Origin of the sequence: Kocuria flava, assembly GCF_001482365.1 — a bacterium.
Classification (GTDB): domain Bacteria; phylum Actinomycetota; class Actinomycetes; order Actinomycetales; family Micrococcaceae; genus Kocuria; species Kocuria flava.
This window is the reverse complement of record NZ_CP013254.1, coordinates 2,573,820-2,588,563: the sequence shown is the minus strand read 5'-3', so window position 1 is coordinate 2,588,563 and position 14,744 is coordinate 2,573,820. Positions and strand designations below refer to the sequence as shown.

General features: G+C 66.3%; 9 protein-coding genes and 1 pseudogene. 5 read left to right on the top strand and 5 right to left on the bottom strand.

Translation table 11 applies throughout. From position 1 onward, the window contains the following. Window positions 1-442: 442 nt before the first annotated feature. From AS188_RS17845 to AS188_RS11525, 5 genes and pseudogenes are all read left to right on the top strand, one after another. Window positions 443-538, top strand: a pseudogene (locus tag AS188_RS17845) (hypothetical protein); the annotation flags it as partial. 39 nt (window positions 539-577) lie between these two features. Next, on the top strand, window positions 578-2,383 hold the full coding sequence (locus AS188_RS16560; RefSeq protein ID WP_236944975.1) for an ATP-dependent nuclease: 1,806 nt from the start codon (window positions 578-580) through the stop codon (window positions 2,381-2,383). Beyond that, window positions 2,380-4,227 carry an AAA family ATPase gene (locus AS188_RS11540; protein ID WP_058858981.1) on the top strand — a complete coding sequence of 616 codons (1,848 nt, stop codon included), beginning with the start codon at window positions 2,380-2,382 and terminating at the stop codon, window positions 4,225-4,227. Before AS188_RS16560 ends, AS188_RS11540 begins: the two co-directional genes overlap by 4 nt. Before the next feature lie 20 nt (window positions 4,228-4,247). Further along, window positions 4,248-5,056, top strand: a protein-coding gene (locus tag AS188_RS16555; protein WP_371212492.1) for an IS5 family transposase whose coding sequence is annotated in 2 segments (ribosomal slippage) — window positions 4,248-4,569 and window positions 4,569-5,056 — 810 coding nt in all. Because the reading frame shifts where the segments join, the coding sequence is not laid out codon by codon here. A gap of 64 nt (window positions 5,057-5,120) precedes the next feature. After that, the gene (locus AS188_RS11525) at window positions 5,121-5,855 is read left to right on the top strand and encodes a DUF1192 family protein (protein WP_058858980.1); all 735 of its coding nucleotides are present in this window, start codon (window positions 5,121-5,123) and stop codon (window positions 5,853-5,855) included. A 289-nt stretch (window positions 5,856-6,144) separates the two neighbouring features. On the opposite strand, the gene AS188_RS11520 is transcribed toward AS188_RS11525, so the two are convergent. The 5 genes from AS188_RS11520 to AS188_RS11505 form a co-directional block, all read right to left on the bottom strand. After that, a complete protein-coding gene (locus tag AS188_RS11520; protein ID WP_058858979.1) occupies window positions 6,145-9,642 on the bottom strand; it encodes a DEAD/DEAH box helicase in 3,498 nt (1,165 codons plus the stop codon). Continuing rightward, window positions 9,635-10,330, bottom strand: a complete 696-nt coding sequence (locus tag AS188_RS16550) for a Hachiman antiphage defense system protein HamA (RefSeq protein WP_229745277.1) — start codon at window positions 10,328-10,330, stop codon at window positions 9,635-9,637. Before AS188_RS16550 ends, AS188_RS11520 begins: the two co-directional genes overlap by 8 nt. A gap of 695 nt (window positions 10,331-11,025) precedes the next feature. After that, a complete protein-coding gene (locus AS188_RS11515) occupies window positions 11,026-11,646 on the bottom strand; it encodes a dihydrofolate reductase family protein (protein WP_058858978.1) in 621 nt (206 codons plus the stop codon). 124 nt (window positions 11,647-11,770) lie between these two features. Further along, window positions 11,771-12,124, bottom strand: a complete 354-nt coding sequence (locus tag AS188_RS11510) for an MmcQ/YjbR family DNA-binding protein (protein WP_058858977.1) — start codon at window positions 12,122-12,124, stop codon at window positions 11,771-11,773. Window positions 12,125-12,357: 233 nt separating this feature from the next. Then, window positions 12,358-14,097 (bottom strand): HNH endonuclease signature motif containing protein, encoded by a 1,740-nt coding sequence (locus AS188_RS11505; protein WP_169797998.1) that lies wholly within the window; start codon window positions 14,095-14,097, stop codon window positions 12,358-12,360. Window positions 14,098-14,744: the final 647 nt, after the last annotated feature.

Sequence of the window (14,744 nt, the reverse complement as noted above, 5' to 3'; positions counted from 1 at the left end):
ACGAGGACTGGGACTTCTGAAAGCTTAGAGCTTGCTCAAGGCCCGAAAAGGCTGATGGAAGGCCCGGACCTGCAGGTTTCTGCAGGTCCGGCCTCTTTTTTCGTGTCTCCGTCCGAAGGACTGAGGACAGCACCGATGAACATCATTACCCGTTCGGTATGGCACGGAGTGTCACGATCGCACCTTCCGGTCGAGCGCGGGGTCGGCCGGTCGAGAGCCTTGCCGTGCGGATGACTTGTCAGCGATGCCCGTGCGGAACGACAGCACCGAGTGCGCAGAGATGCATCGCTGAGTCGGACCTAGCCGGTAGAGTTCTTCAGAGAGCCACGAGGTTCCAGAGCCGACGCTCTGGGGTCACCCATCGAGGCTAGGACCAGCTGAGTGTCGACGCCGCCGATCGAGAGGATGCGACTTACCAGCGCAACGGATCGGGGGATGCTGCATGAGGCTTGTTTCTGCACGAGTGCGTGGTGCCGGCCGGCTCCTTGATACCACGATCAAGCTAGACCAGAAGCTTGTCGCAATCGTTGGGCCAAACGAGGCAGGTAAGACGACGCTCCTCAAGGCACTTGCCTATGTGGACGCCTCCGACGCTCTCGCTCCGGCACAGCGGTCGCGCGCATCGACGGGCATCGCCGACTCCACCCCGGTCGTCAGCTTGCGTTACCGCGTCAGCGACGAGGACCGTAAGGAGTTGGAGGACCTTGAACTCGAGGACACTCCAATCGAGTTCTTCGTTAGTCGTCGTGCCGACGGTGATGGACCCAACTTCACGGTCAAGCCCGCACCTCGCAAGTCCGAGGCGCAGCTGAAGCAACTGGCAGTCGACTTGGGTGAATCCCTGTCAGCGATCAGCGTCTTAGAACCGCTTCCCATCGAAACGGCCGAGGAAGACGAAATACCAGAGCCCCCGGATGGTTCGCCGTTGCTCGATGAACTTCGCCTGCTGCGACAAGATCTCGATACCCACCTCGCTACCCCGGTCGGCGAGCGAGAACCGATTGACGCATTGCGCGAACGCGCTGACAAAGACGTCGAGGCATTGAGTGCATTCGCCGAAACCGACGTCCTGCAACGGCTGCTTCTCTCACTCGGAGCGTGGGTTGATCGTGAGGACCCCACGGAGAGGACCAAGAAGGCACTCTGGAATCTCACCCCCGACGTAGTCATGTTCACTGAGGTCGATCGCACGCTGGCTTCTACCTACACCCTTGATGACGCACTGCTTGGCGACGTGCCAACAGCGCTTGCGAACCTGGCGCGATTGGCCGGCCTTGACCTGAATGCTCTAACCCAGGCCGTGCAGACCGGACAGGTATCCCGACGAGACACAATCAAGAACAAGGCGAACATCACACTCGCCAATTACTTCAAAAACGCATGGCAGCAGTCCGACCTAAAGGTCGAAGTCAACGTCGAGAACAAGCTTCTCCGAATCGGCATTGTCGAAGATGGCGTACACGCATCCGTGTTCGACGAACGAAGCGCTGGGTTGCGGATGTTCGTCGCTTTGAACTCCTTCCTCGCTGCGCGAAACAGTGGACGCGCGACGATCCTCCTGATCGATGAGGCGGAAACCCACCTTCACATCGACGCGCAGGCCGATCTCGTGCAGATGTTCGCCAAACAGGACAAAGCCGACAAGATCATCTACACCACCCACTCGCCGGGCTGTCTACCCGCCGATCTTGGTGTCGGTATCCGTGCCGTCGTTCCCGACAGCGACGAGACGAGCCACGTAGAAAACAGCTTCTGGCGACAAGAGGGCGGCGGGTTCACCTCCCTGATGTTCGCGATGGGTGCCTCGGCCGCAGCATTTACACCAGCACGCTGCGCGGTCATCGCGGAAGGCGCCACCGACATGATCCTCCTTCCGACCCTAATGCGCGCCGCCATAGGACAAGACAGCCTGCCGTATCAGGTGGCACCCGGCCTCTCAGAGATGCCGAAGGATTCCTACCCGGAGCTCGACTTCCAGGCGGCTAAGGTCGCGTTCCTCGTCGACGGCGACGGCGGGGGACAAAAGCTCGCCGAGACGATCGGTCGCGCCATACCTGGTGACCGGATCGTCGCCCTCGACGTGCACGGCATTGAGAACACCCTGGACTCGGATCTCTACCTGCACACGTTTACCGCGCTGCTCCGCGACGTCAACGCCGGAGTCACCATAGGTGAACCACCAAGCCTGCCCGATGCGGCGGCAGCACCGTGGTCCACGACTCTGGAAGCCTGGGCTGCCAGCCAGGGATGGCGGGCACCGACGAAGCAGGAGATCGCGAACCACCTCATTGAACTCGACGAGGTGGCGCTCAGTCCGCAGGGAATCCTCACCCTGAAACAGGCGCATGTTGCGCTACTCACCGCTTTGGGGATCACACCGTGACACTCGCGAACGACCTGGCGACCTGGGTGGCCGAACGCACCGACTGGCAGAAGGACATTGTCGGGCGCTTCTGCCGGAACGAGAATCTGTCTGAAGACGCCGTCAACGAGATCGCCGATCACCTGATCGCAGGGACGTATCCATCCGTCGCCGCCATCACCGCTGCCGATGTCCCTGGTACTTCCGAGAGCGGAGAGTCGGTACGGCTGTCAGCCGTAGCCGACGTGGAGGGCGTGAACGCGCTCATCACGGGCCAGCGGTTGACCTTCGCCAGCACGGGCCTGACGAGCATCTACGGCGACAATGCCAGTGGGAAGTCCGGCTACGCCCGTCTCATTCGGCAGGCCGTTACTGCCCGAGTCAAGGGTGATCTTCTCGGTGATGTCTTCGCAAAGAGCTTGCACGATCAGAAGGCCGTCTTCGAGTACGTGGCTGGCTCTACGGCTGCGACCTGGGCGCTTACAGAGGAGACCAGCCGCGATCTGTCATCGGTACGGTTCTATGACGAAGAGTGCGGCGATGCCTATGTCACCGCGGCCTCAGAGATCAGCTATCGTCCATCCGCGCTTACTCTGCTCGATCGGCTCTCGGCCGCGTGCGATCAGGTGCGGCAAGCTCTCTCACAGCGCCTGAGTGACAATGCGGCCCTCCGTACGGAACTTCCGCTCCTTGGGGAAGGCACGAAGGCAAAGCAGTTCCTTGATCAGCTCAGTGCTACCACCACGCGTGAGCAGATCGACGAGGCCACGACGCTGTCCCCGGATCACGACATATCGCTCTCTGCCAAACTGCGGGAACTCACGCGCTTGCAAGCCAGCGATCCCAATGCAGAGAAGACACGCCTCGCTCAGCTCGCGGCCCATTGGGCGACCGTCAAGAGTCATATCGATCAACTGGCTGAGGACGTAACGAACCAGTCATTCGACAATGTGGCCGCGCTCGCGAAGAGTGCAATTAACCTACGAGAAGCGGCAAAGATCGCGTCAGCGAAGGACTTCGACGCAGAGCCATTGCCTGGTGTCGGGTCGGCGACGTGGCGAGCCCTCTGGGATGCGGCACGTCGGTATTCGACGACCGAGGCGTATCACGAGCACGACTTCCCGGTCACTACCGATGCCGCCGTGTGTGTTCTATGCCAGCAACCACTGAGCCCGGATGGATCAGACCGATTGAGGCGATTCGATGCCTTCATAAAGGACACCACCTCGCGTGATGCCGATGCTGCCGAGCGTCGCGTCGTTCAGCGTCGCGATGAGATTGCTCGTCTCCAGTCCGCGCCGGCGGCTGTGACTACCGCGTTGAGCCAGCTGCAGGCTGGTGGCGAGGATGTCACAGCGAGTCAGACATGGATGACCGAAGCGGCAACGGTCGCCACTGAGATAGTTGCGTGGGTTGACGGCACCAGAGAGGAGCGTCCGACAACCTCTGGAATGTCGCCGGGCACCGCCATCGGTGAAAGGCGACAAACGCTGATCACTGCCAGCGCGGATATCGATTCGACAAGCTTCAACGAGTCTGTCCGAGTGCTGAAAGCCGAGGTTGCCGATCTCCAAGCGACAGAGCAACTTGCGAAGGCCAAAGACAATCTCGTCAAAGAAGTGGTGCGGCTCCAGGCGAGAACCAAGATTGAAGAAGCTCGCCGACTCACTGACACTACTGGGATTACCCGCAAGGCAACGGCCCTAACCACGGCTTACGTGACGAGCATCGTTCGAGACCAGTTCACTCGCGAGACTGAGCAGCTCTACTTGCGCCGGGTCACACTCGATCCCACTAAGACCTGGTCTCAAAACCTGATCGGTCGTTGCCCACCTGCCTGGGAACGGTCCACAGTGCCTGCATGACGACGAGGACACAGTCGTGGATGGTCGATGACCGTCTGTGGGAGCTGATCGCCCCGCTGATCCCACCCCAGCCACCACCTCGAGGGCCCGGGGGGCGACCCCGGATCGAGGACCGGGCGGCACTGGAGGGGATCCTGTTCGTGCTGCACACCGGGTGCCGTTGGCGGGACCTGCCCCCGGCCCTGGGCTGCGGGTCCGGGCACACCGCCTGGCGCCGGCTCAGGCAGTGGCAGGGGGCCGGGGTGTGGGAGAAGCTGCACCGGGCAGTGCTCGAGGAGCTCTCCGAGCAGGAGATCCTCGACTGGTCGCGGGCCAGTATCGACGCGGTGTCCGTACGTGCCAAAAGGGGGGCGAGCTGACCGGCCCGAACCCCACCGACCGCGGGAAACCGGGGACGAAGTACCACCTGCTCACCGACGCGGCCGGGCTGCCCCTGCATGTGCTGGCCTCAGCCGCAAACGTCCACGACAGCAAACTCTTCGAGCCGTTGCTGGAGACCAACCCGAGTGTGCGTGGCCGGCGAAGGCGTCCGGGGCGGCCCCGCCGCCGGCCGGAGAAGCTGCACGCGGACAAGGGCTACGACTACCCGAGGTGCCGCCGCTACCTGCACCGGCGAGGCATCAAGGTCCGGATCGCCCGGCGCGGAATCGAGGCCAAGACCCACCTGGGCCGGCACCGCTGGGTCGTGGAGCGCACCATCTCCTGGGTCCTGCGGTTCAAGCGTCTCGGGATCCGTTACGACCGCACTGCAGCCACGCTGCTCCCGCTGCTCTTGCTCGCCGTCACGCTCATCAACTTCCGCCGACTGCGTCAGGTAGAAGAGTTATGAGACCAGGTCTAAAGGTAGACGCGACGTCACGCTTGAGCACCGGCCCCGCCTACTCGGAGCCATCTTGGACGCCGATATCGAGAACGTACTGAGCGAGGGCGAACAGACCGCTCTCGGGCTGGCCGGATTCCTCACCGAAGTCGAGTTTGACGAGTCGAAGTCAGCTGTTGTACTCGACGACCCTGTGTCGTCGCTCGACGCCGGCCGCCGTTCCCGCGTGGCCCGCCGCCTCACCGAACTGGCACAGTCCAGACAAGTCATTGTTTTCACGCACGAGGCAACTTTCGCGAACGCCCTTAACAAGGCGGCACGGGACCTTGGGGTCGACGTCGCTGAGCGCGCAATTCTACGACAGGGCGAGCGTCCAGGGCTTACTGCTGACAAGCATCCCTGGAGCGTCAAAGATATCCCAGCGCGGATCAACCACCTGGAGACCGAGATCGCACGACTCAAGAAGGAGCGCGGCCAGCTCGACTCCGATGAGTACACGCGGCGTGCTCAGGAGTGGGGCGGGCGGTTGTCTCAAGCATGGGAACGCGCAGTCAACCTCGATGTTGTGAACGAGCTGGTGGATCGCGGTACCAACGAGGTGCGGCCACGCATGTTCAAGATGCTCGTAGGAATCACCGAACAGGACGACAACGACTACCAATCTGGCTACGCCAAGGCATCCGAGTGGGCGCCTCGCCACGATCAGGCTCCAGAGACCAACTTCATCGCACCGGAGCCCGACGAACTCGAAGCAGAGTTGGTCCGCTTCAAAGAATGGGTCAGAAGGATTAAGGGTTATAAGAAGTGAGACTTGGAGCATCCTCGTGCGCAGGTTGACTACCTGGCTCTTCGTGATCCGCTCGTGTACTCCCACACCGTCATTCGATGCGCACCGAACGGACGGGAGCGTAGACACCATGCTCACGCTGCTCGCTCGGGCAGCCCTATTCCTACTCCCGGGCGCCGCCCGCGGTGCCCGGGAGTAGGAGCCCTGTCCAGATCCGCTGGGTAGTGGTGTCAGATACAGCATGTGGTATTCGTTGCAATCCCCTTGTCCCGTAGAAATCCGAACATGATCTGAGAATCATGCAACACTGTTATGCATGAAGGTCGGCTGGGCCTCGATAGCGGAGTTCGACGCTGTTGGCGGCGCTTGTCCCAGTGACTATGAGCAACCCGCGCCTTTTCGGATTGAGTGGTTCCTCAAGCGAACCGGTTCGTCGACCGTCCGCGGCTTGGAGGATGGTCTCACCGTTCGCAAGGGACACGGCTCGATAGGGAGTCCCGCTACTCGGCTGGTGATCGGGAAGCCACGTCACCGCGGCATCCTCGACTGTGTTGATCCAGGTTCTCTCCGGTGCAGCAGTGCTACGGCTGATGAAATCGACCCAGAGATCGTGCGATGACACGGTCGGCCAGTGCGGGTCGTTCGCATGTTGCCGCACCTCCTCCGAGTTCAGCCACTGGTGAAGCTCCGACACGGTTGTGAAGGTGCCGCCTCCGGCTGCGATGGCGGCGAGGGCACCGGCTCGGGAGGAGAATCCGGCCTGCATGAGCAGCGCGGCAGATCGGTTCAGCGTCCCTGTCTCTAGCGCTGCAACTGCGAGTCCGTGCTCATCGGTGAGGAGCGCCCAAAGATTGCCGACCGGGTCCTCGTTGGCGGTTGCTCGGACCCGGACCGCTTCCAGCGCCCATGGCAGCCTGTAGGTCAGCGAGTCTTCGATGAATTCCAGTGTATCCGTGATCTCCTCGCGTGCCATCTGTGCGGCATCCTCGCCGCGAAGCCATGCGGCGAGGATGTCTTCCCATTGCGGAGGAAGGGTGCGGGGCGCGAAGGGGTAGATGCCGAATGCGATCCTGGCGAAGCTGGTCAGGGCGTCGATTGCGGCACCGGGGTCGCCGATTCGGATGCCCTCGTCCGCGTTGTGCAGGTACTGTTCCAAGATGCTGGCGTGCTCGTCGAGTTGGCGTCCGGTTTCTAGGCCGACCCCCGCAAGGAAGTACCCTCGGCGCTGTGCCGGGGTCGACTGGCTCCAGAGGAAGCGTGCCCGCGCGGTCAGGCCGGCTCGAAGCGCTGTCTGCACGGGCTCCTGCCGTCGAGCCAAGCTCCTGGTCCAAAGCGACGAGGCGAGCACGTCATCGAGAGCCCCCTCGATTCCGTCCTCCGTAATCGCAGAGTCGTTGAGCAGACTGAGAAGGGCGTTATCGAGGCTAGCGAGTTGCGAGCGCCACGCAGTTCGGGAGCGCTCGGCTTCCTTGTCGCTCTCGGCCGCGACTTCTGGGTAATCCCACGCCGCGACGCCGGCGACGTATTCCAGCAGTGCATCCAGGTCCTGGAGACCGTGCTTCGCCTGCATCCGGCGGAACAGGTTTACCACCAGCTGCAGTAGGCCGCTTTCCATGTCGCGCAGAGCGGTGTCCTCGACCAGCTGCCTCCAGTTCCGTCTACCTGAGGACACTTTCTCGAAGATCGGGTGGACGACGAGGCCGACGGAGTCCACGAATGCTCGCCCGGCCCTGCCGACAACGTTACGGAACTCGGACGCCTTGATCAGTTCCCGGTTGCGCCAGAGGCTGTGCATCACGAGAGCGCTCGCCGAAAGGTTGAGCCCCTGGGCAAGAGTCGGTGAGGAGACAGTGATCCTCAGCGTTCCTTGCTGGAGTAGTCGCTCGATCTCTCTTCGATAGGGCGCGGGCAGCGAGCCGTGGTGGATCGCCACTCCAAGTCGCAGACACGCGAGGATCGGGTGTTCTCGCCCGAACCACTCCTCGCCGATCGTGATGGCCGAGGCGAGGTCGCCGGGATCCCCTTCGAAGACGCTTCGGAGTGCTCCCTGCCTATGAAGGTCGACTATGACCTTGGCAAGAGCATTTACCGAGTCCTTCCGTGGGCAGAAGATCAGGACGGTCTGGCCGTCATCGACGAGCCGCCAGGCTGTGGACAGTGTCAGCTCCTGCTGATTTTTGGGGAACTGCGTCGTCCTGCGGCCGTTCGGGGGAACGAAGGGCTCGAGAAACCGGGGGACGAAGGGCTCCTCGTCTCCCACGATGATGCTCAGGCGGGCTCGATCGCCTTGCCAAATCACTTCGCCGAAACGAAGCTTAGTCGGCCGCCACGAGCTTGCGATGAGACCGTCGGGCTGGTCATCGGTGAGCCAGTTCACGAAGTCCTCGACTTCGTCTCCGTCTGGCAGGATCGCCGAGAGGCAAACGATACGTCTGGTGGCTGCATCCCCACGGCGCAACAGTCGTTGTACCTGAATTTCGTATCGGACCTCGCGTTCATCCGCCCCGATCATGTGCCCCTCGTCGAGCACGACAAGCCCCACGTCGTCGAGGAGCGTTGGGTCGTTGCGCAGAGCGAAGTCGAGCTTCTCGGGAGTGGCGACGACGATGTCCCTCTCTCGTAGCAAATCCTCGTCGGCGCTGCTGGCCCCGATCGCGCCGTAGAGGGACGAGACGGTCTTGCCCAAAGGGGTGAAGGTCCGCTGCAGAGCCGTTTCAGTCTGGGCTGACAACGCCCGCAATGGGGTCACGAAGACAACGCGCCGACCCTCGGCTAGGGTCGCGAGGATGCAAAGTTCGGCGATCCGGGTCTTGCCGGCGCTTGTTGGGAGAGACAGCACCAGGTTCTCGCTGGTGTTCAGCACCCGTTCTGCGGCGGCGAGCTGCGACGGCCATAGGTCGATCTCCGAGCGTCGCCTTCGGAAGAGAGATGCGATGAACGTCGCACGCAGTCGTGCCCAGTCGCCACCGCCGTCGATTGGGTCGTCCGGGAGCAGGCGGTGGAAACTGGCCTCCCACAGGCCGCGGAGCAGGTGAATCGCGAGTCGATGGCACCACCACTGGGGGACTAGGTTCAGTTCGCTGGCGGCTCTGAGACCGACCTGCAGTGTGCTGAGGGCCTCCTCCAGGAGCGCCCCCTCGCCCCGTTCGAATGCGAGCAGCGCCATGCTGATTGCGCCGACGAACGCGTCGGTCAGTGCGAGGTCGACGACGTCGATGACATCGGTGTCGCCGCTGTCATCGTCCTGTTCCTCATCGCTGGCGGGCTCGAGGAGCCCGCGCAACGTCTCGACGAGGTCGGCGTCTGCTGCCGCGTCCTCGTCGCGGTGACTCAGGATGAGCGCGGCCAGGGTGTCGAGTTCTCTGCGGATGATGTGGATGAGGCATCGCTCACTAGTCGTGACTTCACCGGAATCGAGCGCAGTCTGAAGCAGTGAGTACGCCCGCGCGGAGAAGCTGCCGAGGTGGTAGGCGGCTGCTGCGACGACACGGTGGAAGCCTCGTTCGCGCGAGTTAGCTCCTCTGGCGATGACTGATTCAATGGCCGTAGCTGCGCCCTCAAAGGCGCGTTGGGCGAGGCTCCGCGACCCATCCGCCTCCACGAGACGTAGCCCCAGGCCCAGGAGCGAATAGCCGTAGGATAGAAGGTCGTAGCTGAGCAGCTCATCGAACGCGGGCGCGTCCTCGGGCAGGACACCGTCCCGCCAGATCATCGACCGGGCCTCTCCTCGCGCGAGAAGCTGTTCACGAAATCCGGGGGTCGTCGCCTCCCCGATCGCGGCCTCAATCTCATCAACTGTTTCAGGCATCAGCGATCGCCTTCGAATACACCTTCGCGATGAACGCCTGATGCTCTGACACCTGCAGACCGACGGCGAGGCGCTTTACACGTCCCCGGTACGCTGTCGTATTTGCGCGGAGGAGGGCCCGCGGATCATTTCCAGTGAAAGTAAAAAGCAGCTGGACCACCTGCCGTTGACTGATCCCAGAAATCAACTGGGCGTCGTCGATGAGCTCTGCCAACGTGTGCTCACCGAGTCCGTGGAGTCGGTCAGCGACGAAGCTGAGAGCATGAGGCGATGGGCGTCCCCGATCGCGCTTAAGTGCATCATCTGCGTCCGTGACCGTTGCAGTTCCGAGCCTTACGCGGCTCTTTGCCTCACCCTTCAACAGTTCCAGCGTTCCGTTCGTACTCGCGCGCACACCAACCAAGTCATCGCCACGCATCGACATCTCGCGGTGGTCCTTCCACCGCAACCGCTCCACCACTCGAAAGCCCAGCTCAAGCGTTGCGTACTGCGCTCCGATGATCTCTCCGAGGTCGCCCGAGCGGGTGCGCTTGCTCGTAGGGAGCTTCCCCTTAAGGTATTTAGCCGCTTTAGGTTTCCCCAGCTTGGCGAGGATCGTGGCGACGCGATCCGGATCCGTGTATTGGTTCGGGATCTGTGACGCAGCCCAGCCGACTCCCGATCCGATGGTCGCCGGTGGGGCAACCATGTGCACCATCGTGTGCCGATTAAGCGGCTCGTGTGTGGAAGTCGTCCACGATGAAAGTGGTGCCATGTCATCAATGGTGCCAGAGGTCTCAGCCTCTGAACTCAATGGTTGACCTTTGGGGCGAGGGGGACGTGAGCTTGCTGCTCAGCTGGCGACGGGGTGGCAGACGCGGCATATGGTACTCCGAACGGTGGGACGAGCCACTGACCCACCCGGGAGGGGCACTGAACTGGAGGGAGAGCGTGCGACGTGCTGCCTGTGGGCCGCGCAAGTTCCCGTGCAGACGGAGCCGTCCGGCGGTAAGCTGGGCATGTGCGACGGCAGCGATCTGGTCGGCGAGAGCGGCTTCGATCGCGAGTGGCACGCGGATGGCACGAGCGGCCATCGGAGTTGGAGGAGCCGCAGGATTTCCGCCTCTCATCAGGGAGGACGAGGACTGGGCATCCTGAGAGAGCAAGAACTGGGACTTCTGAGCCCGGCGCCCTGAACCCGCCGGTGGAGCTCGGCGCCGACGACCGGTGCTCCGTCCCCGCCGGGGACGGAGCACCGCACAGGATCCCGGCGAGCGCGGAACCGGTCCGCCGGGATCCCGGGCGGAGCAGCACGACCACGGCGAAGCGCCTGGAGATCCTTCTCCAGGGGCTTCGCCGTGGTCCCGGTCCCGACAGGCGGCGTTCCGCGCCCATGGCACCGGCTCACGGCGCGGGCTGCGACACGTCGATGCCCGTGACGGGCACGCCGGAGCGCTCGTAGACGAGCGAGACCGCGCCCTTGGGGAACGCCCGGGGCGGCCCCGCCAGGGAGAACGCCGCGGGGACGGCGCCGTGGCCGAGGAAGCGCTTGCCCGACCCCAGCACCAGCGGGTAGAGCAGGAGATTGAGCCGGTCGACGAGGTCCTCCCGCACCAGGCTCACCACGAGGTCACCGCTGCCGATGACGTGGATCCGCGCGAAGCGCTCCTTGAGCTCCCGCACCTCGGCCGCGACGTCCGACAGCACCGTGGTCCCCTCCCACGACGCCGCGGTGAGCGAGCGGGAGGCGACGAACTTCGGGACCGCGTTGAACCTCGCGGCGATCGGGTCGTCGTCACCGTGGCCGGGCCAGTAGCCGGCGAAGATGTCGTAGGTCCTGCGGCCGAGCAGCAGCGCGTCCAGGCGCTCGATCTCCGCGCTGATCGACTCACCGGACGCGTCGTCGAAGTACGCCCCCTGCCAGCCGCCGTGCTCGAAACCGCCGGTGCGGTCCTCGTCGGGCCCGCCCGGTGCCTGGTAGACGCCGTCGAGCGTGAGGAAGAGATCGACCTGGACGATGCCCACGGTGGTCCTCCGGTGTGCCGTGCACGGTGCGTGCTGTGCGGGATGCCTGGGCCATCACCCTGACCCCGCGGCGTGCCCCGGTCAACAACTGGCGGCCGCATGACCTCAGGTTCCGCCCGGCGGGTCACGGCCGCCGGTCCCGGGGCAGCGCCTCGACGACGAGCTCGTAGGCGTTGCGCACCAGCTCGTCGACCAGCTCCTGCGTGATGCCCGCACCGGCCGCGACCGAGATCCAGTGCCGCTTGTTCATGTGGTATCCGGCCCGGACCGACGGGAACTCCTGACGCAGCGCCAGGGCGTGCTCGGGCTCGCACTTCATCGTCGCGAGCGGCTCACCGGTCACCTCGGTGGTCATGAGGAAGATCCTGCCCGCGACCTTGTACACGTCGTGCTCCGGGCCGAAGGGGTGCGTGAGGGACACCCCCGGCATCGCGGCCGCGGCCAGGGCGGCCACCTCCTGGAGGGTTCTTCCGTCCATGGTGCTGCTCCTTCCGCGGCGTCCGCCGTCCGTTCCGTCCATGATCCTGCCTGCACCTGCAGGCACTGCTCCGGTCCGGGTTCCCCGTCCGTGCCCGTGGGTCCGCGCTGCCTGCCCTGCCCTGCCCTGCCCTGCCCTGCCTGCCCTGTTCTGCCCGCTTCTACCGGTTGTCGACCGGCAGCCGGAGGACGGCACGTGCACCGCCGATCCGCACACGGGCAGCGACCGAGCTCTCAGAACGGAGGCGGGTCGTCGGGAGAGCGGGCCGGAGGGCCGGTGGGCGGACAGGCGACGTTCTGCTCGGCGGGCGGCGGAGCGGCTGCCGCGGCGTGGCGTGGGAGGCGGTCGCCCGGGACGGCGGCAGGCGCAACGTCACCGGAACCACGGGGGGAGCCGGCGGTGCCCCGCGCGGCCCAGGACTCCACCGCCTGACCGGTGTCCCCGGCGGCCTCGGGGATCGCGGGGCGGCCCGATCCCCGGTGGCACATGGCGTGCTCGGGTTCGGTGCGGTGCACCAGTCCGGCGGGGGAGACCCACTCGAGCACGGCGGTGGCGCCCGGCGCCGGGTCCGCACCGGGCGGACCGCGGTGCGGCCGCGGACCGGGAGGGACGGCGACCCTCCGCACGGACCACCGCCCGAGCGGACCGTCGCGGTGCTTGAGGCGGTGGTGGTGCCGGCAGAGCGCCGCGAGGTTGTGCTCGGCGGTCGTCCCGCCGTCCTGCCAGGCGACGGTGTGGTCGAGGTCGCAGCGCTCCGCGCGGCGGCGGCAGCCGGGGAAGCGGCACGTCCCGTCGCGCAGCTCCACGAGCCTCCGCAGGTCGCGGGGCACGGCGTAGACGGTGCGGTCGTGATCGAGGACCACGCCGGTGCCGGGGTGGGTCAGGATCCGGTGCCACGCGCCGGCCCCGGCCGCCAGCCGGCGGGCGACCTCGGCCCCGACGGGCCCGTAGCCCGAGAGCACCGGCGCGCCGGTCCCCATGCCTCCGGCGGCGGATGCCCCGGCAACCGCGTCGGCGAGCACCGACACCGGCACCAGGACGCTCACCCGGGCCCTGACACCGCGAGGGAAGTCCGGCTCCTCGGGGAGGACGCCGTCCAGGAGGAGGTCGGCGAGCACGTCGGCCCGCAGTTCACCGGCCGAGCGCGGCTCGGCGTCCTCGGGGAGCTCCGGGCGGGGCAGGCAGCCCGGTCCGGGAAGACCGGGCGCCGGCACGCTCTCCCCGAGGCGGGAGGCGAGCTCCTCCAGCCGGTCGTGCACCGCGAGCGCGACGTGGGCGTCCAGCAGCGCGTGCAGGTAGGCGGTGCCGTCGGGGGCGGGCTCGACCCACACCGACCGGTTCTTCCGCGCGGCGCGCCGGCTGCGCTCCTCGGCGTCGGCGACGAGGACGGTCCGTCGGGAGCGGGCCGCGGCGCGCAGCTGGGCCGCCGTGGCCCGCGGGGCCCGCTCCAGGAGCTCCGCCACCAGCCGGAGAACGGCGTCGACGGGCGGCGGGACGCGCTCGCGGGTCGTCCACGTGGGCGCCTCCACGACGAGCTCGCGCCACTGCTCGACCAGCACGGCGGCCTGGGGCGGGCCGATCCGGCCCTCCTCCAGGGCGGCGAGGACCTGGGGCAGCATCTCGGCGAGGAGGACGGCGTCCTCGACGCGCCGGCGGGCCGTTCCCGGGGAGAGGTGCAGCGCCGCGCCGACCTCGGCGGCCACGTCCAGCACCAGCTCGTGCTCCGCCTCGGCCAGGGGGCCGAGGGGATCGGGGCGCGCAGACCCGGGCGACGTCTCCGCCTCGGCCAGGGCGGCGAACCGGGCCGCTGTCCGGACCGCCTGCGCCGCCGACCACAGCCGGTGGATCGAGCGCACCTGCGCCGCCACGGCCCGCGACTCGGCCACCCGCGCCTCGACGAGCTGGGCCGCGGCGGTCCGGATCCCCTGCCGGTGGTCCCCGGCCTCGTCCTGGAGATGCGGGAGCTCTTCCACGTGCACCGGGCCGGGGGCGCCCGCCCGGAACCCCGGCCGGGGTTCCGGGTCGGGTGCGCGGAGCCGGACCGATCCCGTCATGAGGTCATTGTCCGCGGCGCCTCCGACGTCGTAAGCGGTGGCGTCGGCGCCGCGCCCCGCCGCTGTGGCGAGCCCACGTGCTCGGCGGCGGACCCGCCCGGGGGTGTCGCCTCCGGATGCGGCGCCGTGCCGACGGTGCCCGGACGAGGTGGCGCGGACGGCTCAGGAGCGGTCCGCGGGCGCTCGGGCGTGACGCCCGGAGCGCCCGGGAGCAGGGCCGTGAACGCTCAGGAACCGTGCCCCGACGGCTGGGTGCGGTGCACGGAATGCCCAGGACCCGGTCCGAGACGACTCGCGGGGCCTCGGAGCGTGCGGGGTGCGGTGCTCCCGGCGACGGTGCGGCCGGTGCCGCAGTCCGTGCGGGGACGTGGGCACGCGATCCGCCCGGGGCGTCGGCGACGGCGCGACGTGTCCCCGGATCCGGGCCCGTCGCGCGGACCGGTGGGGCCTGTGCAGCGGGTCGCACCGCGGCGCGTCGGGCAGGGCCGGCGGAGCGCTCGGTCCCCGCGCTGCGGGCGGCCGCGCGGAGCGGACCCCGGGGCCGGCGGCGCCGCTCGCGCCGGACG